The organism is Pseudoxanthomonas jiangsuensis, from assembly GCF_010093185.1.
Taxonomy (GTDB): domain Bacteria; phylum Pseudomonadota; class Gammaproteobacteria; order Xanthomonadales; family Xanthomonadaceae; genus Pseudoxanthomonas; species Pseudoxanthomonas jiangsuensis.
The window spans coordinates 1-20,694 of sequence record NZ_PDWL01000022.1 but is presented as its reverse complement, the minus strand read 5'-3'; the positions used below and the strand labels follow the sequence as shown (position 1 = coordinate 20,694).

Here is a 20,694-nt window from a genome sequence, read left to right as displayed (position 1 = left end):
GTGTTGATCAGGCTAGACCTGTGTCTCGCACACAGGTCAACCGGCCTTGCGGTGGGCGAAGCCAGTAACGCGCGAATTGGCCGTAGACGGACGGATGTTCGCGGCCACAGTTGCATGAACCGTCGGTCCCTGCCTGCGTTGAACGGCCCCATCACTACTTCTCCTTGGGTAGTGCGGAGGAGGGGTGCGGCTTCCTGGCCAGCTGCCGCTGCTTGATCAGCGAGTACAGCGCCGGGATCACGACCAGGGTGAGGATGGTCGAAGACACCATGCCACCTACCATCGGCGCAGCGATTCGGCGCATAACTTCCGAGCCAGTACCGCTGCTCCACATGATGGGCAGCAGGCCCGCCATGATCGCGACCACGGTCATCATCTTCGGGCGCACGCGGTCGACCGCGCCTTCGATGATGGCCTCGCGCAGGTCCCGTGAATCCAGTGCCCGGCCTTCGGCCTGCCTCTGCGCGGCACGCGCTTCAAGTGCGTGGTCGAGGTAGATCAGCATCACCACGCCGGTTTCCGCGGCGACGCCGGCCAGCGCGATGAAGCCCACGATCACCGCGACGCTGGTGTTGTAGTCGAGCATCCACATCAGCCAGATGCCACCGACCAGTGCGAAGGGCACCGACAGCATCACGATCAGCGACTCGGTGACACGGCGGAAGTTGAGGTACAGCAGTAGGAAAATCAGCGCCAGCGTCACCGGAACGACGACACGCATCTTCTCCGCGGCACGTTGCATGTATTCGTACTGTCCACTCCAGGTCACGTAGTAGCCAGGCGGGAACTGCACCTGCTCGGTGACCGCTTCCTGCGCAGCCTTCACGTAGCGGCCGAGATCGCTCTCTCGGGTGTCGACGTAGATGTACGCCGCCAGCATCGCGTTCTCGGTGCGGATGCTCGGCGCACCCTTCCTGACCTCAATCCGCGCCAGTTCGCCCAGCGGCACCTGGGCGCCGCCGGGCACCGGCACAAGGACTTGGCTGCCTATCCGGTGCGGATCGTCGCGGAGTTCGCGGGGATAGCGCACGATCGCGCTGAAGCGTTCGCGGCCCTGGAGGATGGTGGTGACGATCTCGCCGCCCAGCGCGGCGGCCACCACGTTCTGCACCTCGCCCAGGGTGACGCCGTACTGGGCCAGGCTGCCAAGGTCGGGGGTGATGTCGAGGTAGTAGGCGCCGGTCAGGCGTTCGGCGAACGCGCTGGTCGTGCCCGGCACTTCGCGCACCACGGCTTCGATCTCGGTGGCCAGCGCGTCGAGTTGCTCAAGGTCCGTGCCGAAGAGTTTGATGCCCACGGGCGTGCGGATGCCGGTGGCCAGCATGTCGGTGCGCGCCTTGATCGGCATCGTCCAGGAGTTGGCGACGCCCGGGAACTTCAGCGCCGCGTCCATCTCGGCGATGAGCTTGTCGGTGGTTATGCCGTCCCGCCATTCGTCCTCGGGCTTGAGGTTGATGACGGTCTCGAACATCTCCAGCGGCGCCGGGTCGGTGGCGGTCAGGGCGCGACCCGCCTTGCCGAACACCGACTCCACTTCCGGGAAGCCCTTGATGATCCGGTCCTGCTGCTGCAGCAGCTCCGATGCCTTGGTCACCGACATGCCGGGAAGCGACGCGGGCATGTACAGCAGCGTGCCTTCGTTGAGCGTGGGCATGAACTCGCTGCCCAGGCGCGATGCAGGCCACAGGCTGGCAAACAGGGCGACCAGCGCGAACATGACTGTGGCCATGCGGTGCCGCAGAACGACGTTGATCACCGGCCGATAGGCCGCAACCAGGAACCGGTTCACCGGATTCTTGTGCTCGGGCACGATCTTGCCGCGCACGAACAGCAGCATGAGCACCGGTACCAGCGTGATCGACAACAGCGCGCCACCGGCCATCGCGAAGGTCTTGGTGAATGCCAGCGGCTTGAACAGGCGACCTTCCTGAGCCTCCAGGGCGAACACGGGCAGGAACGAGACGGTGATGATCATCAGGCTGAAGAACAGCGCCGGCCCGACCTCGCGGCAGGCGTCGATGATCAGCTGGGTCCGGCTGCGGGAGCGATCGTCGCGCTCGATGTGCTTGTGCGCGTTCTCGATCATCACGATCGCCGCGTCGACCATCACGCCGATCGAGATCGCGATGCCGCCCAGGCTCATGATGTTCGAGTTCATGCCCAGCATGCGCATCGCGATCACCGCGATCAGCACGCCGACGGGCAGCATGACGATCGCGACCAGCGCGCTGCGCGCATGGAACAGGAATACCAGGCACACCAGTGCGACGATCAGGCTCTCCTCGAGCAGCGTCGTGCGTAGCGTCTTGATCGCGCGCACGATGAGATCGGAGCGGTCGTAGACCGCCTGGACGCTGACGCCCTCGGGGAGTCCACTCGCAAGCTGGGCGATCTTGTCCTTCACCCCCCCGATCACGGCCAGGGCGTTTTCGCCGAAGCGCGCAATGACAATCCCGCCCACAACGTCGCCTTCGCCGTCCAGGTCGACGATGCCACGGCGCTCATCGGGTACCAGTTCGACCCGGGCGACGTCGCCGATCAGCACCGGTGCGCCCCCTTCGGCGCGCAGAACCAGGCTCTCGATATCCTCGATACCGCGCAGGTAGCCGCGGCCCCGCACCATGTACTCGGTCTCGGCCATCTCGATCACGCGGCCGCCGACGTCGCCGTTGCTCTCGGCGATCACCTCGGACACGCGTGAAATCGGGATGTCGAACTCGCGCAGCCGGACCGGATCGACGGTGATCGAGTACTGGCGCACGAAGCCGCCGACGCTGGCGACCTCGGCCACGCCGGGCGCGGTGGTGAGCTGGTAACGCAGGTACCAGTCCTGCATCGCGCGCAGCTCGTCCAGCGAGTGGCGGTCGCTCTGCAGCACGTACTGGTAGACCCAGCCCACGCCGGACGCGTCGGGTCCCAGTGCCGGTGCCACGCCATCCGGCAGGTTCTTCGACGCGACGTTGAGGTTCTCGAGCACGCGCGAGCGCGCCCAGTACAGGTCCGTGCCTTCTTCGAAGATGACGTAGATGAAGGAGGCGCCGAAGAACGAGAAGCCGCGGACGTCCTTCGACTTCGGCGTCGCGAGCAGGGCGCTGGTCAGCGGATAGGTGACCTGGTCCTCGACCACCTGGGGCGCCTGCCCCGGGTACTCCGTGAACACGATCACCTGCACGTCCGACAGATCCGGTTGTGCGTCCAGCGGCGTGTTCATCAGTGCGTAGATGCCACCGGCGACAATCGCCAGCGCCATCAGCAGCACCAGGAAGACGTTGCGCACCGACCATTCAACGAGACGGCCAAGCATGTCAGTGCCCCTCGTGGCTGGTGGCGGGAGCAGGTGTGCCGTGGTCGTTCATCATTCCATGGTCGCCATGGCTGTCATGGCCGTCGGACGCGCCAGGATCGCTGGCGGCAGCCGGTGGATCTCCCGATGTCGCCGGTATGGCATGGCCTGCGTGGGGATCAGCGACCTCGTCAACATGACCTGCGTGCGGATCGACGGCGTCCTCACCGTGCCCGGCGTGTGGATCCTCAGTGGTGCCCGAAGGCGCGCCGTGTCCTGCATGACCCTCAAGCCCCTGGAGTGCCGACTGCAGGTTGCTTTCGGCGTCGATCAGGAAGTTGGCGGAGACCACGACCTGTTCGCCTTCGGCGATCCCGTCGAGCACTTCGATGCGATCGCCGCCACGGCGACCCAGGGTGACGTCGCGCGGTGCGAACCGGCCGGGGCCGGTCTCGACCAGCACCACCTGGCGCGTGCCGCTGTCGAGCACGGCCGAGCGCGGAACGGTCAGGACCGGTCCAGCACCCGGCTCCTCCAGCACCACCGTCCCGTAGAGCCCCGGCCGGAGGTCGCCGTCGGGGTTGGGCAGGGCGATGCGCACATCCACGGTGCGCGTCATCGCATCGATGACGGGCTGCACGAAGGTGACCGCGCCCTCGGCCACCTGGCCCGGCAGGGCCACGGTTTCAAAGCGTGCGGGCTGGCCGGGCTGGATGCCCGCGGCCTGCGCCGCCGGGACCTTCGCGATCACCCACACCGTCGACAGGTCCGCCAGGCGCAGGATGGTTTCGCCGGGCTCGAAGCGTGCGCCCTGGACCACCGGCTTCTCGATCACGACCCCGTCCGCGGGCGCGGTGAGCACCAGCCCCGTCTTGCCGAGTTGCGCGTCGCTGATTTCCCAGTTGCGCAGGCGGGTGCGTGCGGCATCGCGCAGGCGGGTCATCGATGCCGCGCTCGCGGGATCGGACCCGGCCAACCTGCGGGCGGTCTCGTCGGCCAGCCGGTATTCCTTCTGCGCCGCCGCCAACTGTGGGCTGTAGACGGAGAGCAGCGGCTGCCCGGCGCGGACGCGCATGCCGGTCTGGTTCGCGTACAGCCGCTCCACCCAGCCTTCAAAGCGGGGCGCGATCGCGTACTGCCGGGTCTCGTCGACCTCGACCGTGCCGCTGGTGCGCACGGTGGCGGACATGGCTCCTCGCTTGACCGCCTCGGTGCGCACGCCCAGCGCCTGCACCTTGTCCGGGGGCAGCACCACCGTACCCGGCGCCGCCGGCGGGGCGTCGTCGGCATAGACCGGGACGTAGTCCATGCCCATCGAATCCTTCTTCGGCACCGGCGACGTGTCCGCCAGGCCCATTGGATTGCGGTAATAGAGCACCCTGCGTTCCGCGGCCGCTGCCTCGGCGGACGTGGCTGCGGTGGGCGAACCGTTCGTGGCGCGGCCCGCCATCCAGCCGACGGCGAGTGCGGCGAGTGCGACGCCGATGGCGAGCGACAGGGTCTGGACACGGGTCATCGGATCTCTCCTTCGATGGCGCGCACGGCGGCTGCGCCCAACAGTTCGTCACGCAGTGCATCGACCCGTGCGAGGTCGGCGCCCTGCCATTCATTGAGTGCTTCCAGCAGCGTCCCGAAGTCGACTTCGCCGACCTGGTAGCTGGCCAGCGCGGACTGCCAGGTGGCGTCGGCCTGCGGCAGCAGCGTGTTCTCGATCAGCGCGCGGCGCTCGCGTGCGCTGGTCCACTGCGACCAGGCGGAGGCGCCGCTTTCCTCGACGGCCCGCAACGTGGCGTCCCGGCGGGCCAGCGCCGCGTCTTCGAGCAGGCGCGATTCGCGCTCGCGTTCGCGACGCGCGCGCTGCTGGAACGGGATCTCGACCTCGAGCATCAGCTCGGTGCTTTCGATGCCGTTGCCGTACTGCATCGCACCCACGCCCACGGTGATGTCGGGAAAGCGGTTGCGACGCTGCAGTATCACGTTCGTGCGCGCGGCCTCGGCGCGGGCCTGCTGCGAGCGCACCGCGGGATGCGCATCGGCGTCATCCAGTGCCTCAGCAAGCGAGGCGCTGTGGACGGCGAGGCGCGGCGCCTCGCCGGGAGTCGCCAGCGGTGCATCGGACCGGCGCCCCAGCACCGCGTTCAAGGTGGCGGCCGCCTCCTGCTTGGTCGCGAGGCGTTCGATCCGCTCGCGCTGTAGGCTGGTCTGCTCGACCTGGGCGCGGATGGCATCCTGCTGCGCGGCGCGGCCCAGCGCGTAGCGCACGCCGGCCATTTCTTCGACCTGGCGGAGCAGGGCGATGCGGCGATCGAGCACGGCCACGGCCTGGTCGGCGTGCCAGTAGCGTGCGTAGGCCGCCTCGGCATCGGACAGCAGGTCGCGCGCCGTGGCGATGCGGTCGAGTCCGGCCGCGATCGCATCCTGGCTGGCCGAGGTCCGCGCCAGGCCGCGCTTGCCCCAGAGCGGGAAGCGCTGGCGCAGCGCGTAGTTCACCTCGCGCTCGGCACCGGCGGTGCGCCAGGGCTTGTCCGGATCGAGGCCGCGGAATCCAACCGAGGCCATCGGATCGGGCAGGGCACCTGCGGGAAGGATCCTCGCTTCGGCGGCCTGGGTTTCGAAGTCCATGGCCCGCAGCTCGGGGTTGTGTTCCAGAACCCAGGTGCGGATCGACTCGAGGCTGTGCCCCGGGATGGGTTCGGTGGCGGTCGCGGGCAGCGCCAGCGTCCACAAGCCGCCGGCGAACACGCAGGCAAGCAGGTGCCGGAGCAGTGGCCGACGGCGGAACAGCGGGTAAGGGTGCAGGCGCCTGGCCTGCATCGGGTCGAACAGGGATGCCATATCAGTGTCCTTGGGCCGACGCGACGCAGGTCGCTCGGACGAGGGCAGGAACACATGCCGTGACGCAGCCACGGCGCGAACGCACAGGACCGCGCCGCACAGTTGTGCGGGCGGGTCAGCGTTCGGGCATCAGATCAGCAGGAGAGCCGCGGGATGGGCGGTGGGCCGGTGCCAGGCGGCCCTGGGGGGCGATTCCACCCAGCTGGGCGTGACCCCTGGGCCGGCATCGGCGACCTCGGCCACGACGAACCAGGAGACCCACGCTCCGACAAACAGCGGCGGGACCGGTGGGATGCGCACACTGTCGGCCGAAATACCCCCCAAGCTGCAGTGCGCGGCACACACCGCCCTGTCCGCCGAGGGAAGCTCCGCGTCGCAGCCGTGGCCGTGGTCGTGGGGGGTATCCGCGCCGGCCGCGACTGCGGCGGCGGGTGTGCCCGGAAGATCCAGGCAGCCGCCATGGCTGGCCAGCGCGAGCTGAGACCAGAGCAATGCCGCCATCGCGAGGAGGGCGGTGCGCTGGAACCAGCTACGGTGACGACGGCGGATCATGGCTTGAGGTTACCTCTTGCTCGGTCAGATGCAACTGATCCAGATCAATCCCCCGGGCAGATCGGGTGACTGGACCGGCATGGCCGCTTTCGGTGTCGCCGAAACCGGAGCCGACCCGGCCAGGCGAAGCGCGCGGGCCACAACCGACACCTAGCTCAGTCTCATGGCGAGCGCCGCAACCATCGGGCTCAGCGGGATCCCCGAGCGCGAGTAGAGCGCGCCGGCGGCGGCCGGAACCAGCTTCAGGCTGATCGCTCGTCCGGGTACCCAGTCTCACTGAGCGCTGAGAGGAACGCGCCCCCGTCCATGTCGCTATCGACCCTCACCTGACGCGTCGGTGGGTCGGTTTCGATGCGGGCTTGGGGGTCCACACTGAGCAGTGCCTTCTTGACGGACTTGGCGCAGCCGCCGCATGTCATGTTTGGAATGTGGAAACGAAGCATCTTGATCTCCTGATCGACTGTGGTGTCGGATCAATATGGGGTTTGACAGCGTGGCAAAGTCAATCGGCTATCAGCAGAATGTTTGCAAGCTGCTCACGGCTGGCCGACAACGGCGCCGAGAACTCTTGCGAATGCACGTCCGACCACGAATGAGTCATCTGACGCCCCGGTTACGCGAGGAGGCGGGCGTGTCGGCCCCAAACCGAGGCGTCCTATGTGGACCCTGCGAACGCGACTCCGCCGCTGTTGGCTCGGCCAGATCCGCAAGGATCGGGCATTCCGGTCGGTCATCCCCGTGGCAGTGGTCGGCCAGATGCTCGAGCGTTTGCACCATCGCCTGCAGCTCGGCGATTCTCGTCTTCAGTCCGGCGGCATGGGAAAGCGCCATCGCCTTGACGTCGGCGCTTGCGCGGTCACGGTCGCGCCACAAGACCAGCAGTTCTGCGATCTGTTCGACAGAGAAGCCAAGGTCTCGTGCGCGACGGATAAAGCGAAGGCTATAAGCGTCAGGCGTGCTGTAGTGTCGGTAGCCGGCCTCAGAGCGCGCAGCTTTGGGGATCAAGCCGATCTGTTCGTAGTAGCGGATCATCTTCGCCGACACGCCTGAAAACTTGGCTGCTTCACCGATATTCATCATTCTCTTTTCCTGGTCACCCAAGGATGCTTGGTTCGACACGCTAGGCCGGCGTCCGCCACATCGATCCTGTCTTGGTGTTCAGTCAGGCGGCACCGTGTCTTGGGATCAATGTTCGATTGCCTGGCGCGGATTGGGCAATGCCGCCCCGCTCTGGGGCATCCCCGGACGGGTTTCGATCGTTATGGGAGCCTGGAAGCGCTTGAGCCGGAGCGCGTTGCCGAGCACGAAGACACTGGAGAGGGCCATCGCGGCCGCAGCGAAGATCGGCGAAAGCAACATGCCGTTCACCGGGTAAAGCGCACCCGCCGCGACCGGGATCAGCAGGGCGTTATAGGCAAAAGCCCAGAACAGGTTCTGCTTGATGTTGCGGATCGTCGCTCGGCTGAGCGCGATGGCATTCGTCACGCCGCGCAGGTCGCCCGACATCAGCACCACGTCGGCGGCCTCGATCGCCACATCGGTTCCCGTGCCGATGGCGAGCCCGACGTCCGCTTCGGCCAGCGCCGGCGCGTCGTTGATGCCGTCGCCCACGAAGGCGACCCGCGCGCCATTGGTCCGGAACTTCTTCAGCGCCGCGACCTTGCCGTCGGGCAAAACCTCGGCCGCGACTTCATCGATGCCGAGCTGCCTGGCGATCGCCGCGGCCGTCGCGGCATTGTCGCCGGTGATCATCGCGACCTTGAGTCCCAGCGCATGCAACGCCTTGATCGCCTCGGGCGTGGTCTCCCTGATCGGGTCGGTCACCGCGATCACCGCCGCCAGCCGGCCGTCGATCGCGGCATAGAGCGGACTCTTGCCTTGGTCGCCGAGACGCTGGGCGACAGGCAGGAATTCCGACACATCGATACCGATCTGCGTCATGAATCGGTCCGCGCCGACGGCGACGGTGCGACCGGCGACCTTGGCCGACACGCCGAAACCCGGCGTGGCCTCGAAGCCCCCGACGGGTGCGAGCGTGATGTCCCGCTGCTTGGAGGCGTCGACGATCGCTTCTGCGATCGGGTGCTCGGAGCGGGTCTCGACCGCGGCGACAAACGCCAGGACTTCGTTGTATTCGAAGCCTTCGGCAGGCACCAGGTCGGTCAGCTCCGGGCGCCCCTTGGTCAGCGTGCCGGTCTTGTCGAGCGCGATGACACTCACATCGCGCAGCGCCTGCAAGGCCTCGCCCTTGCGGAAGAGAACGCCGAGCTCGGCCGCGCGGCCCGTCCCGACCATGATCGAGGTCGGCGTGGCCAGCCCCATGGCACAGGGACAGGCGATGATGAGCACCGCGACCGCATTGACGAGCGCGAAGGACAGCGCGGGCTCCGGTCCGAAGGCCAGCCAAACAAGGAAGGTCAGCGCGGCCCCGGCCATCACTGCCGGGACGAACCACATGGTGACCTTGTCGACCAGCGCCTGGATCGGCAGCTTGGAACCCTGCGCTTCCTCGACCAGGCGGATGATCTGCGCGAGCACCGTGTTCGCGCCGATCCTCGTCACGCGGAAACTGAAAGCGCCGGTCTTGTTGATCGTGCCTCCGACGACATCGGCGCCCACCCCCTTCGATACGGGGACCGGCTCGCCGGTGATCATGCTCTCGTCGACATAGGAGGCGCCCTCGACGACCTCGCCGTCCACCGGAATCTTCTCGCCCGGACGAACCAGCACGACGTCACCGGTCGCCACCTGATCGAGCGGAATTTCGACCGTATCGCCGTTGCGCTCGACGCGCGCGGTCTTGGCCTGGAGTCCGACCAAGCGCTTGATCGCCTGTGAGGTTCGCCCCTTGGCGCGCGCCTCCAGCGAGCGCCCGAGCAGGATCAGGGTCACGATGACCACGGCGGCCTCGAAATAGACGTTGGCGGTGCCCGGGGGCAGCACGTCGGGGACGAAGGTCGCGACGACTGAATAGCCGTACGCGGCCGCCGTGCCAACCGCGACCAGTGAATTCATGTCGGGGGCAGCGCGCAGCAACGCTGGTACGCCCTTGCGGAAGAAGCGTAGCCCCGGACCAAACAGCACGAGGGTGGCGAGCGCGAACTGGATATACCAGTTCGTCTGCTGACCCAGGACCCCCATCACCCAATGATGCATGGCGGGAATCAGGTGGGACCCCATCTCGAGGATGAAGACTGGCAAGGTGAGGACGGCAGCAATGGTCAAAGCCCGCCGCAGCCCCCGTGCCTCGCTCTCACGACGCTCGGCGTCATGATCGCCTGCACTTGCCGTATCGACGGACAAGCGGCGGGACTTGTAACCCGCCTGTTCGACCGCCGCTTCAAGGTCCGCCGTGGAAACGACCCCGGCAAGGTGGCGCACCCGCGCGCGCTCGGTCGCCAGGTTGACGTTGGCTTCGAGCACGCCCGGGATCTGTGCGAGCGCCTTTTCGACCCGGCCCACGCACGACGCGCAGGTCATGTCCTCGATCGCGAGCTCGGTGGTCTCTTCGCGCACCGTGTAGCCGGCACTCTCGATGGCGCGAACCGCAGCCCGCGGATCGGCCAGGCCAAAGAAGGTGAGGTCGGCACGTTCGGTGGCGAGATTGACCGCGGCTGTCTGCACTCCGGGGACCGCGTTCAGCGCCCGCTCGACGCGGCCAACGCAGGAGGCACAGGTCATGCCCTCGACTGGCAGGCTCAGGCGGGAGACGGCGGAGCTGGGTGGATTGGCGACCGGTCGGGTGGCGACGAAAGTCATGGAACTATCCCTGGAATATGCGCGGGAAGCCCAGCTTAAAGATTCCCACGATGGCAAGGTCAAGGCCCGGCAGCTCGGCAGGTCGCTACCGCGCAGCCAGCTCATGCACTGCCATCGTGCGGATGGCGACTGCGGCTGTTGAATCAGCTCGCTGGCCTCTGGACCGCTGTCTGTAAGACGATCGGTCGACCGAAACCGGCTCCGGGGGTTCTACCCCGCTTCCACGGACGGTTGGATTAAGAGTCTAAAGGCCTGGTCCTTGGCATCCAGCCTTCGCTGGATGAGCGGATTGTGGAACCGCTCGATGTAGTCGAACACGTCGCTCCTGGCCTCGGCCAGCGTCAGGTAACGACGACGATGCACCCGTTCGCGCTTGAGCTTGCCGAAGAAGCCTTCGGCCGCTGCGTTATCCCCACAGTGACCGACGTCGCTCATGCTGCTGACGATGTGGTGGTCCTTCAGGAACTGTTGGTACTCGGCGCAGGTGAACTGCGCGCCCCGATCGGAGTGCAGGATCACCGGGCTGCGATCCGACCGCTGCCATCTCGCCATCATCACCGCCTTCAGTACAAGATGTCGATCCTGCAGCGGTGCCATCGACCAGCCGACGACTTTGCCCGAGTACAGGTCCAACACCGCGCACAGGTACAGCCAGCCTTCGCCGGTGCGGATGTAAGTGATATCCACTACCCATTTGGTGTTGGGTTCCAATGCGGCAAAGTCGCGCGCCAGGTGATTGCGGACATGGGCCGGGCGTACGCCTGAACGCTTAGGTCGCCAGCGCCGCTTCTGCGGCACGCCCGACAGGTCGGCGCCCGCCATCAACCGGGCGACCCGGTTGAGACTGGCGGTCTCGCCTTCATAGCCCAGCACTTCGTGCATGCGCGGGGCGCCCATCACGCCGTCGCTGGCGGCATGGTGCTCGCGGATCTTCCAGAGCAACCTCGCGTTGTCCTGCGCGCGTGCGCCGGGTGAGCGCGTCGCCCAACCATGGAAGCCGCTGGGCGAGACCTTCAGGCAACGGCACATGAGCCGAACCGGGTACTGGTCGCGGTGGCGTCGGATCGCCTCGTACCTCAAGGCGATTCCTTGGCGAAGAACGCCGCCGCATCGCGCAAAAAATCCCGCTCCTTCTTCACCCGCGCCAGTTCCAGCTTGAGTGCCAGCAACTCCTGGTCGCGGGCGACGCCGTTGCCAGGGAAGGCCTTCTTGCCGACCACCTCCAGCTCGCGTCGCCATCGATGGAGCTGGTCGGCCCGAATGCCCAGGTCACGGGCAATCTGCGACACGCTTGCGCCCGGCAACCGGGTCAGACCGGCCGCCTCGCGCTTGAACTCCTCGCTATAACGCTTTCTCTGCTGCATGACACTCCTCCTGCCCCATCATGAGGCTTAACTGAAGTGTCCGTGTTAGCGGGGTAGAACCCCGGTGATCAACGTCATGGACCGCGCGTTTCGAAGTTGGACAGCGCCGGAGGCACATTGTCGAGTGCCATCATGCGGCTGCCGGTCTCGGCGCCGGAGTTTGGCGAGTTCTGGAGCGAGGCCGGGCGGCATTCTTCTCGGACACCGGGCAGCAGATGGAGGCAGATCCTCGGCCTAGTCGAGACGGGATCTGATGCTCTCCATCTGGTCGATCTCGGAGCGCTGCGCTTTGGTGATGTCGTCACACAGCGCGAGCAGTTCGGCGTCACGCAGTCTGGCTTCCCGGCACATGAGGATCGCACCTGAGTGATGGGGGATCATCGAGTCGATGAACTGACGGTCATCTACAAGCACCTGCGCGCGCGTGGCGCCGAACGAGCCGAGCGTCACTGCGGCGAAGATTGCGTAAAGCGCCATGTTCAGGCCCTTCTTGGGGAACATGCCAGGCATTGTGGCGAGCATGAAGATCCCCATCGGAGCCCACATGGTCAGTGCCATGTAGAACATGTTCAGGTTGTTCCGGAAGTCGCGGACACCATCGATCATCGAAAACATGACGATGTACATCACCGCGAGACCGAGCACCATGTTGATCCAGAACAGCAGATAGGGACGCCCGCTGCCCTCGGCGTGCTTGTGATCTGTCCCTTGAACAGCGTGTGCCATGTTGCTTCTCCTCGTGTTTCCGGAACAGTGTCCCACCCGACGTCAACCATCCTGGAAAGCGTTGCACCGCGACAGTTACGGCAACGTGTGCGGTCGCACCTGGTTCTCGGGTGCGTCGGAGACGTACAGGCGGCACCAGTTAGGCCTGCCAGCGTGTGTGTCGTTGAAAGGTATGGTCAAGCGGGGCTGAGCGTCCCGAGCACTGAAACGACAATGAGGATCAGGATCGCCAGCGCAGCCTCGGCCGCAACGCTCTGCCGCAAGGCTCGCACCTCCTGCGAGGGATCTCCGCCGGCCAGCGCCCGTTCAAGGCGCGGCACCAGCGTCCATCGGTGCATTGCTCCCAGGCCCAGCATTCCGCCGAACAGGGCAAGTTTGAACAGCAACAGGTTTCCGTAGGTGCTCTGGACCAGCGTCGACAATGACCACGCGGTGAGATCACCGTAATGCGCGATGCCGGACACAATGAGCGCAGCAACGAAAATCGTTCCAAGCGTCGAGAATCCACGCAGGAAGTCATGCGTTGATCGCAGACGCCCGTTGCCCGCAGCGCCCTTGCCGCGCAGGAGCATTCCCAGGAACATCAGGACCGCTGCGATCCAGCCGCCTGCAGCGAGAAGATGGACGAGGCCCGCACAGAGCCGGACCGCGCCTGCCACGCCCTCGCCAGCGGCGGCGTGGCCGTTCCATGCCAGCGAGGCGAGGGCGCCGCCCGCCAGCGTCGCCGCGAACGGGAAGGCGGCCTCCACCTTCCCGCGACGACGATGCCATCCGAGTACAAACACCATGGCGATCAGCAGCGCGCCTCTCGCCATGGCTGCGCGGCCTGCGGACGTATCAAACAGATACCAGCCGAGCGATTCGCGATCAACGTCGGCAATCGGCATTCCCATGATGCCCGCGGTCTTGAAGACGACATCGGCCCCGGTGAGCACGAGACCGACGGCGGCACTCACCAACAGAACGCCCATGAATGGCCACCCGGCCAGGGCGTGGGCGAGTGCCGGTCGACGCAAACCGTACCAACCGAACTGTGGGACGCCGAAAAGAAGCATGAGAACCAGGTACTCCAGGAATCTCAGTGCGTAAGCCGACAGGTCGAACATTCGCGACTCCTCAGCGCACCGTGAAGCTGAAGCTGCCCGGCATGGGGTGATTGTCACCACCGACGGCGCGGTATTCCACCGTATAGACGCCTGGAGCCAGCGGCTGGGGCAACTTGGCACGCAGGGTCTTGCCGTTGTTGACGATCTCGGTCGTGAAATTCTCGATCGGCATGGTGGAGCTGCCGTGCTTCATGACCAGCTTGAGCCGCGACGCTCGCGGAATCAGCGTCTCGTTGAACACCAGATCGATCTGGCTTGGGGAGGCCACGACCGCATTTGCTGCCGGTGTGGACTGCTGTAACGCCGCGTGGGCGCGCGCGACCTGCAGCGAAAACTGCCCTGCCGCGATTGCGAGTACGAGCGCGAAAGAGCGAAGAACGCTTGAAGACTTCATATGGACCTCTTTGTGAACTGATGCAAAGCCCCGTTGGTGGGCGCCGTGCCTTGTGAGATCGGAGGTGAGGATCCCGTCATCGCAGGCGGGACCCTCGATGCATCAAGCTGCCATGGCGCTGCAGCTTTCCGCGCATCGACGACACGCTTCAGCGCAACGCGCCATCTCAGGGTCGTTCATGGCATCGCATGCATCCGCGCACTGGCGGCAGATCTCCGCGCAGGCACCGCAAATGACGTTATGAACGCTCGTACCGCGCAGCATCGCGTCGGCGCTGGTGGCACAGATATCGGCACACGTCGCCAGCAGGGCGATGTGCTCCGGTGCTGCGTGTGCACCTCCCTTGGTCAGGCAATAGTTGATGGTCTCCAGGCAAATCGCATGGCATTGCGTGCAGTTGTCGATGCACGTGTTCATGGCCTGGGACCGGTGGTCTTCGGAATGGTGAGTCATGTGGATCTCCTGCTTCATCGCGGACGAGATTCGGCGCGCCCGCTACACCGCCCCCTGATTCGCCGATGGCTCAGTGCTGCGCGAATGGTTCGGTGGTTCCGTCGTGATGGACCAGTTCGACCGTGTAGGGCTGCTGGCGCCCATCCGGGACTTCCATGCCCGGCGACCCGAGCGGCATTCCGGGCAGAACCAGGCCCCGTGCGTCCGGCCTTTCCTCAAGGAGGCGCTTGATGTCGGCGGCTGGAACATGGCCTTCGATCAAGTATCCGGCGATCTCGGCGGTGTGGCAGGACCCCTTTGCGTAGGGCACACCCAGTCGCTCCTTCACTGGGCCCAGGTCATCCATGTCGTGCACGTCCAGCGCGAAGCCCGCTTTCTTCATGTGCTCGATCCAGGCACCGCAACATCCGCAGGTCGGGGTTTTATGGACGGTCATGCGTGGCAGGGCTGCTGGAGTCACGGCGGGTTTTCCCGGGACGATCTGTGCTGTCTGCGCGGTGGTGGATTGCGCAGGCGTACTGGCCTGCGTGCAAGCACCCAGGCCGGCGACCGCGAGAACCACCCACGTCAGTCGGTTCAATCCGTAAGCATTCATGTCGGTTCTGCGCTCAGCGCTTGGTCCGCGAGGACCAGTGGATGTGGACGATCCGCCAGCCGTCGGCGGTCTGCTTCAGCACCATTGTCTCGGTGCTCAGAACGGTCAGGGGCTTGCCGTCCTTCTGGGCGTGCAGCTCGCTTTCGGTTCCCACCCATGCGAACTCACCAGCGGTTCGTGCGCGCTGGCGCAGGAGTTGGCGATGGGCGTCCTTGAGGAACGCCGCGTCGCTGATGGCGTGGTGGCCCAGATATTCCTCGCGGCTGTGCTCGGCACCACCGGACTCGAGGATGAGGGCGTCAGGAGCGAGCAGGGATCCGACCGTTGCCAGGTCTTCGCTGGACAGTGCGGTGTTGAACCGCTCTACCACGGCGACGGCGGCCGTGGCGGCGGCAGGAACATCCACGTTCGCCGCTGCCGCAGTGGCGGGGTGATGTGCATGCGCCTGGGTTGTCTGCGCCATAGCGGGCGACACAACGGCAAATGCCAGTGCGAGGGCGAGGGTGACGGGTGTTACGTTCATGCGTGAACTCCGAAATCAGTGGTGTGTGTGTCGCTGAAGAAACTTCAGCCAGCCTTGCGTACGCTGGCTCAATGCCAGTTCCTGTCAGAACCAGATGCGGACGCCCGCCACAATCCGGGTGTCGTCAACATCGCCTGATGCTGCGCGACGGAGGTCTGCGGTTCCGCCGTAAGCACGCTCCCAGACCACGCCGACATAGGGCGCGAACTGTCGATGGAACTCGTAGCGCAAGCGGAAACCGGCTTCGACCTTGCTCAGCCCACTGCCGATTCCCACCGCCGGATCGTCCTTGCTCCAGGCCTCGCCTTCGACCAGCCACTGGCCGATCAGCCGGTTGGTGAACAGCATTTCGTATTCGGCTTCCGCACCTACCCCGAGCTGACCGGACTCGCCTAGGTAGGCCGTCGCGGAGACTTCGAATTTGTACGGCGCAAGACCGATCACACCGAGCGCGGCATAGGTGCGCGACGGCCCGCCGCCGAAGGCGAAGTCATGGCGGACACCGGCGACTGCGTCCCACCATCGGGCGATCGCTCGGCCGTACAGCACTTCCACATCCGCCGACTCGGTGGATCCACCTGCACGCTCGCCCTCGCTGCGCAGCCAGAGCCGGTTCAAGTCGGAACCCACCCAGCCTTGTGCTTCCCAGGCCATGCCGGTGCCGTCCTCGTCCGCGTCCCACGCCTCTAGCCGGTCAAGCGCCCAGTAGGAATTGATCGATTCACCATGCATCAGGTGCTCGTCGAGGTCCGGGAACGCCGCAGCCCGATCTGTCGGCGTGACAACCGGGATTGGCTCGCGCGGCTCGGCCGTCGGCGGCAGGTCCTCGCTGACACCAGGTTGATGGCCCATGGAAGCGTGATCCATGCCCGAGTGATCCATTGCGGAGTGATCCATCCCGGAGTGATCCATCGTGGAGTGATCCATCGTGGAGTGGTCCATCCCGGTGTGTTCGCTGTCGGCAGGATTCGCAGCTCCGTGCCGCATGTTCCCGTGGTTCATCGTCCCGTGATCGTCGGAACTCTTGTCCGGTGAAGTCGGTAGATGGCCGGCGTGCGGATCCGCGGGCCTTGGCGACGATGGTGACGCAGCCGGCTTGGCTGCCGGATGGTGTGCGGCGTGGTCCGTCTCCTGCGCCCACGCCGGGGCGCAACCAGTTGCAAGAACGAGTACGGACGTCAGGCCGATGGCTAGGGAGTGACGATTGGAACGGCTCATGGCGTTCATTCCTCCACCCGCACTTCGCGGAACATGCCGGCTTCCATGTGGTAAAGCAGGTGGCAATGGAACGCCCAGCGACCCAGCGCGTCGGCGCGCACGCGAAAGGCCCGCTTCGTACCAGGCGGCATGTCGATGGTGTGCTTGCGCACCATGAAGTTGCCGGACTCGTCCTCGAGGTCGCTCCACATGCCGTGCAGATGGATCGGGTGCGACATCATCGTGTCGTTGACCAAGACGACTCGCATGCGCTCGCCGTACTTCAGACGCAGGGGTTCGGCGTCAGCGAACTTCACTCCGTTGAACGACCAGGCGAAACGCTCCATGTGCCCGGTCAGGTGCAGCTCGACCGTGCGACCGGGCTCACGCCCGTCGGGGTCGGGGAACGTGCTGCGCAGATCGCCGTAGGTCAGTACGCGTCGGCCGTTGTCGCGTAAGCCAATGCCCGGATCATCGAGTCTCGGCACAGGGGCCATCGTCTGCATGTCGACCAGCGGGTTGCCGGTTTCGGTGGCTGGATGCTCCTGCATCCCGCCGGCACCGTGGTCCATCCCGGCCATGCTCCCTCCGGCGGCCGTGCCTGCTGCCATCGACGACAGGTCGTGACCGCTGTGGTCCATTCCGGCCATGGCACCGCCGGCCATCGCACCGTGCGACATCGAAGACATGTCGTGACCGCCGCCACCCATCCCGCCGTGGCCCATGTCGTCCATGGTGAGGAGTGGCTTGGGGTCGACGTCCGGCACCGGCGCCCGCAAGCCTTCCCTGACGGCGAGTGTTCCGCTGATGTATCCCGTGCGGCCGCTGTCCTGGGCAAAAATGGTGAACGCATCCTGCCCGGTCGGTTCGACAATGACGTCGAAGGTCTCGGCGGTGGCGATGCGGAATTCGTCGACCGTGACCGGATGCACGTACTGGCCATCGGCTGCGACCACGGTCATCTTCAGGCCCGGGATGCGCACGTCGAAGTAGGTCATCGCGGACCCGTTGATGAAGCGCAGGCGTACCTTCTCGCCGGACCGGAACAGTCCGGTCCAGTTGCCGAGCGAGGTCGTGCCGTTCAACAGGTAGGTGTAGGTGTTGCCGTTGACGTCCGACAGGTCGGTCGGTGTCATCCGCATCTGGCCCCACATCTTGCGATCTTCGACCGTGGCGGCCAGGCCGTGCTGTTTCACGTCGGCGAAGAAGTCGCCCACGGTCTGCTTGGAGAAGTTGTCGAAATCCGACCGCTTCTTGAGCCGGGCGAACAGACGCTGCGGATCCAGGTCGGTCCAGTCGCTGAGCATGACCACGTAATCGCGGTCATAGGCGAAGGGCTCGGGCTCGAGTGGCTCGATCACCAGCGGCCCGTAGAGGCCGGCCTGCTCCTGGAAACCGGAGTGGCTGTGGTACCAGTAGGTGCCGCCCTGTACGACGTTGAAGCGGTACTGGTAAGTCTCGCCGCGGTCGATGCCGTCGAAGCTGAGTCCCGGCACGCCGTCCATGTTGGCTGGCAGCAGGATGCCGTGCCAGTGGATCGATGCCTGGTGGCCATGGATGGAGCCTGGCGGCAAGGCATTGCGGACCCGCAGGTTGACGGTAGTGCCCTCGCGCCAGCGCAGCAGCGGTGCAGGAATCGAGCCGTTGACCGTGATGGCAGGACGCGTGGCGCCGGTGAAGTTCATCGGCGTCTCGCCGATGGTCAGGTCGAACTCGGTGCCAGAAAGTACGTTGGGCACGCCTTCAGCCTTGACGGCCCAGCTGGTGCGCGGCCAGAGGCCAAGCGCCGCGGCGGCGCCTCCGGCGGCAAGTCCTTGAACAAAGAGGCGGCGCGACGGGGAAGACAGCCCTCCGGCACGGCCGAAAGAATCGGATGACATGGGAACTCCGGGAAAGGTCGAGGGCTCGCGAAGCGAGCGTGACCCTGTCGGTGCGGACAACGCGGACAGGGTCCATCGGCGCCTCAAAGGCGCTCAGCGACACTTAGCCGATCGGAGGTCGGAAGAGATTGGTCAGGGCCGCGGACGCGTGCACCGACAGAAACGGTTCAGCGATCTGCCGGTAAAGAACTTCCACGACGGGAGACGCCGACCCTGCGAAGGCCGCGAAGCAATGGTGCATGCACGCACAGCAACTGTCCGTCTCACAGCAGTCGTCCCACGGCGATACCGCTCCGGCCTCGTCAGTGGCCTGGGGGTGATGGTGTTCATTGGCCCCCGTAGCAGCCGCTGCTCCTCCATGGCAGGCCGCCATGGCCTCGGCTGCTGTCGGTGCCGAGGTGACGTCACCGGCGGAGTCGCGCACGTGCTCCATGTGCATGGACGCGCCAGCGATGCCCGGACCGTTGGCGAGCAAGGCAACGACCAGGAACAATCGCATCAGGAGCGCGCGGAAAGTCATGCGCCTTAGTATACGTGCGGATATAAACTCCGGATGAATACAGTGACAACGCACGGGGGATCGAGCCGCGGGTCTTCGTCGCCTGCCTGACCCAACGTCGCCTCCCGCTTTTCGGCTACAGGGCCATGTCTTCGTAGCTGCGGGGATCGGAGACCGGTTCCAGGTGCCCGGTCACGCGCATGGCGGGAAACTCCGCCACGATCTTCTCCACCAGGTCTTCCATGGCGTCATGCCCGCGCAGCACCGTCCAGTCGCCGGGCACCAGCATGTGCATCTCCATGAACTGGCGGGCCCCGGACTCGCGCGTGCGCACGGCGTGGAATTCGATCCGGCCCGGTTCGGCGTGCGCGTCCAGGATGGCCTGGATCCGGGCGTTGTCCTCGGGGGACAGGGTCGCGTCCATCAGGCCGGAGGCGGATTCGGACATCAGCCGGTAGCCGACAACCAGGATGTTCACGCCCACCAGGATCGCGATCACCGGATCCAGCCAGTTCCAGCCTGTCAGCCACGCCAACCCCAGGCCCACCACGACCCCGACCGAGGTGTACACGTCGGCCATCAGGTGCTTGCCGTCGGCGCGCAGGGTGATGGAGCGGTGGCGCGTGCCGACCTTGATCAGGATTCGCCCGACGATGCCGTTGAGGACGGCGGCCATGATCGAAACGGCGAGGCCGATGCCGAGCGATCCCAGCGGCCGGGGGTTGAGCAGGCGATCGATGCCCAGGTAGATGATCGAGGCCGCGGAGACGAAGATCATGATCCCTTCAGCGCGGCGGAGAAATACTCCGCCTTGCTGTGGCTGAAGTGGTGGTCGTCGTCGGCCGGCCGGGCGGCGATGGTCAGCGAGACCAGGGCGACGATGGCGGCCACCAGGTTGACCATCGATTCGGCGGCGTCCGACAGCAGGCCCACCGAGCCGGTGATCGCCCAGGCGCTGCCCTTGAGCAGCACCGTCAGCACCGCGGTCACGATGGCCAGCCAGGCGTATTTCCTCAGGTCCGGCGTGGCTTCGGCCGGTCTGTCGCGGGGTTTCATGGCGACCATTGTCTGCTGTGCGCGCGGGTCCGGCCAGCCGAAGCCTGTCGCCTCACGATCACCAGGGTCGCCCGGAATCTCCACGTGGCCCGTACGTACACGTTGTCATTGCGGCGCGCGCCGGGCGATTTCCTCGCGCGGCGGAGGATGCCCCCGTTGGTCATGGTCTACCACACCCACCGCATCCCGAGCAGTTCGTCGCTGACCTGAAATCGCTCAGCAACAGCTAGCCGTTGGGGCGCCGAGTAAACGATACCGGCGCCGTGATCGTAGGCCGCTTTGGCCGGAAGCGAACATCGATAGGGCAGGGGATTAGGTGGGTTTATCGGGGGTAGGGCGGTCGAAATGTGCTCCGGCCCGCCACCGGCGGCGGGCTAACCCCCAGCTTCCAATGGCGTCTCATGCCCTGAACCTGACGGGGCCTACCCTGCCGGCATGGAACTACGCTGGCACCCCATTACTGGTCCCGCCG

General features: G+C 65.8%; 17 protein-coding genes and 1 pseudogene. All 18 read right to left on the bottom strand.

Annotated elements, in window-relative coordinates:
- Positions 1-154 precede the first annotated feature (154 nt).
- Complete coding sequence (locus CSC62_RS13165) at positions 155-3,304, bottom strand: efflux RND transporter permease subunit (protein ID WP_162407138.1); 3,150 nt, start codon at positions 3,302-3,304, stop codon at positions 155-157.
- Between the two features lies 1 nt (position 3,305).
- Positions 3,306-4,799 (bottom strand): efflux RND transporter periplasmic adaptor subunit, encoded by a 1,494-nt coding sequence (locus CSC62_RS13160; protein ID WP_162407136.1) that lies wholly within the window; start codon positions 4,797-4,799, stop codon positions 3,306-3,308.
- Positions 4,796-6,118: a TolC family protein gene (locus CSC62_RS13155; protein WP_246194421.1), complete on the bottom strand. Its 1,323-nt coding sequence runs from the start codon at positions 6,116-6,118 to the stop codon at positions 4,796-4,798. Before CSC62_RS13155 ends, CSC62_RS13160 begins: the two co-directional genes overlap by 4 nt.
- A 129-nt stretch (positions 6,119-6,247) precedes the next feature.
- On the bottom strand, positions 6,248-6,670 hold the full coding sequence (locus CSC62_RS13150) for a hypothetical protein (protein WP_162407134.1): 423 nt from the start codon (positions 6,668-6,670) through the stop codon (positions 6,248-6,250).
- Positions 6,671-6,912: 242 nt separating this feature from the next.
- The gene (locus tag CSC62_RS13145) at positions 6,913-7,113 is read right to left on the bottom strand and encodes a heavy-metal-associated domain-containing protein (RefSeq protein WP_162407132.1); all 201 of its coding nucleotides are present in this window, start codon (positions 7,111-7,113) and stop codon (positions 6,913-6,915) included.
- Between the two features lie 154 nt (positions 7,114-7,267).
- Complete coding sequence (gene cueR, locus CSC62_RS13140; protein WP_133321319.1) at positions 7,268-7,747, bottom strand: Cu(I)-responsive transcriptional regulator; 480 nt, start codon at positions 7,745-7,747, stop codon at positions 7,268-7,270.
- 108 nt (positions 7,748-7,855) lie between these two features.
- On the bottom strand, positions 7,856-10,429 hold the full coding sequence (locus CSC62_RS13135) for a heavy metal translocating P-type ATPase (RefSeq protein WP_162407130.1): 2,574 nt from the start codon (positions 10,427-10,429) through the stop codon (positions 7,856-7,858).
- Between the two features lie 210 nt (positions 10,430-10,639).
- Positions 10,640-11,793 (bottom strand): IS3 family transposase gene (locus CSC62_RS13130; protein ID WP_162407128.1). Its coding sequence is split into 2 segments (ribosomal slippage): positions 10,640-11,553 and positions 11,553-11,793, totalling 1,155 coding nucleotides; the frame shifts between segments, so codons are not numbered across the junction.
- 234 nt (positions 11,794-12,027) lie between these two features.
- Positions 12,028-12,519 (bottom strand): DUF305 domain-containing protein, encoded by a 492-nt coding sequence (locus CSC62_RS13125; RefSeq protein WP_141480889.1) that lies wholly within the window; start codon positions 12,517-12,519, stop codon positions 12,028-12,030.
- Positions 12,520-12,695: 176 nt separating this feature from the next.
- On the bottom strand, positions 12,696-13,625 hold the full coding sequence (gene copD, locus CSC62_RS13120) for a copper homeostasis membrane protein CopD (protein WP_162407126.1): 930 nt from the start codon (positions 13,623-13,625) through the stop codon (positions 12,696-12,698).
- Between the two features lie 10 nt (positions 13,626-13,635).
- A complete protein-coding gene (gene copC, locus CSC62_RS13115) occupies positions 13,636-14,019 on the bottom strand; it encodes a copper homeostasis periplasmic binding protein CopC (RefSeq protein ID WP_162407124.1) in 384 nt (127 codons plus the stop codon).
- A gap of 102 nt (positions 14,020-14,121) precedes the next feature.
- Entirely contained in the window at positions 14,122-14,490 is a 369-nt protein-coding gene (locus tag CSC62_RS13110) for a four-helix bundle copper-binding protein (RefSeq protein WP_238394192.1), read from the bottom strand.
- Between the two features lie 52 nt (positions 14,491-14,542).
- On the bottom strand, positions 14,543-15,067 hold the full coding sequence (locus CSC62_RS13105; protein ID WP_246194420.1) for a DUF411 domain-containing protein: 525 nt from the start codon (positions 15,065-15,067) through the stop codon (positions 14,543-14,545).
- A gap of 13 nt (positions 15,068-15,080) precedes the next feature.
- A complete protein-coding gene (locus tag CSC62_RS13100) occupies positions 15,081-15,590 on the bottom strand; it encodes a YybH family protein (protein ID WP_162407122.1) in 510 nt (169 codons plus the stop codon).
- A gap of 84 nt (positions 15,591-15,674) precedes the next feature.
- Entirely contained in the window at positions 15,675-16,808 is a 1,134-nt protein-coding gene (locus tag CSC62_RS13095) for a copper resistance protein B (RefSeq protein WP_162407120.1), read from the bottom strand.
- 5 nt (positions 16,809-16,813) lie between these two features.
- Positions 16,814-18,667, bottom strand: coding sequence for a copper resistance system multicopper oxidase (locus CSC62_RS13090; RefSeq protein ID WP_162407118.1), 1,854 nt, complete (start codon positions 18,665-18,667; stop codon positions 16,814-16,816).
- A 103-nt stretch (positions 18,668-18,770) separates the two neighbouring features.
- Positions 18,771-19,187: a CopL family metal-binding regulatory protein gene (locus CSC62_RS13085; protein ID WP_162375422.1), complete on the bottom strand. Its 417-nt coding sequence runs from the start codon at positions 19,185-19,187 to the stop codon at positions 18,771-18,773.
- A gap of 115 nt (positions 19,188-19,302) precedes the next feature.
- Positions 19,303-20,222: pseudogene (locus tag CSC62_RS13080) on the bottom strand (cation diffusion facilitator family transporter).
- Positions 20,223-20,694: the final 472 nt, after the last annotated feature.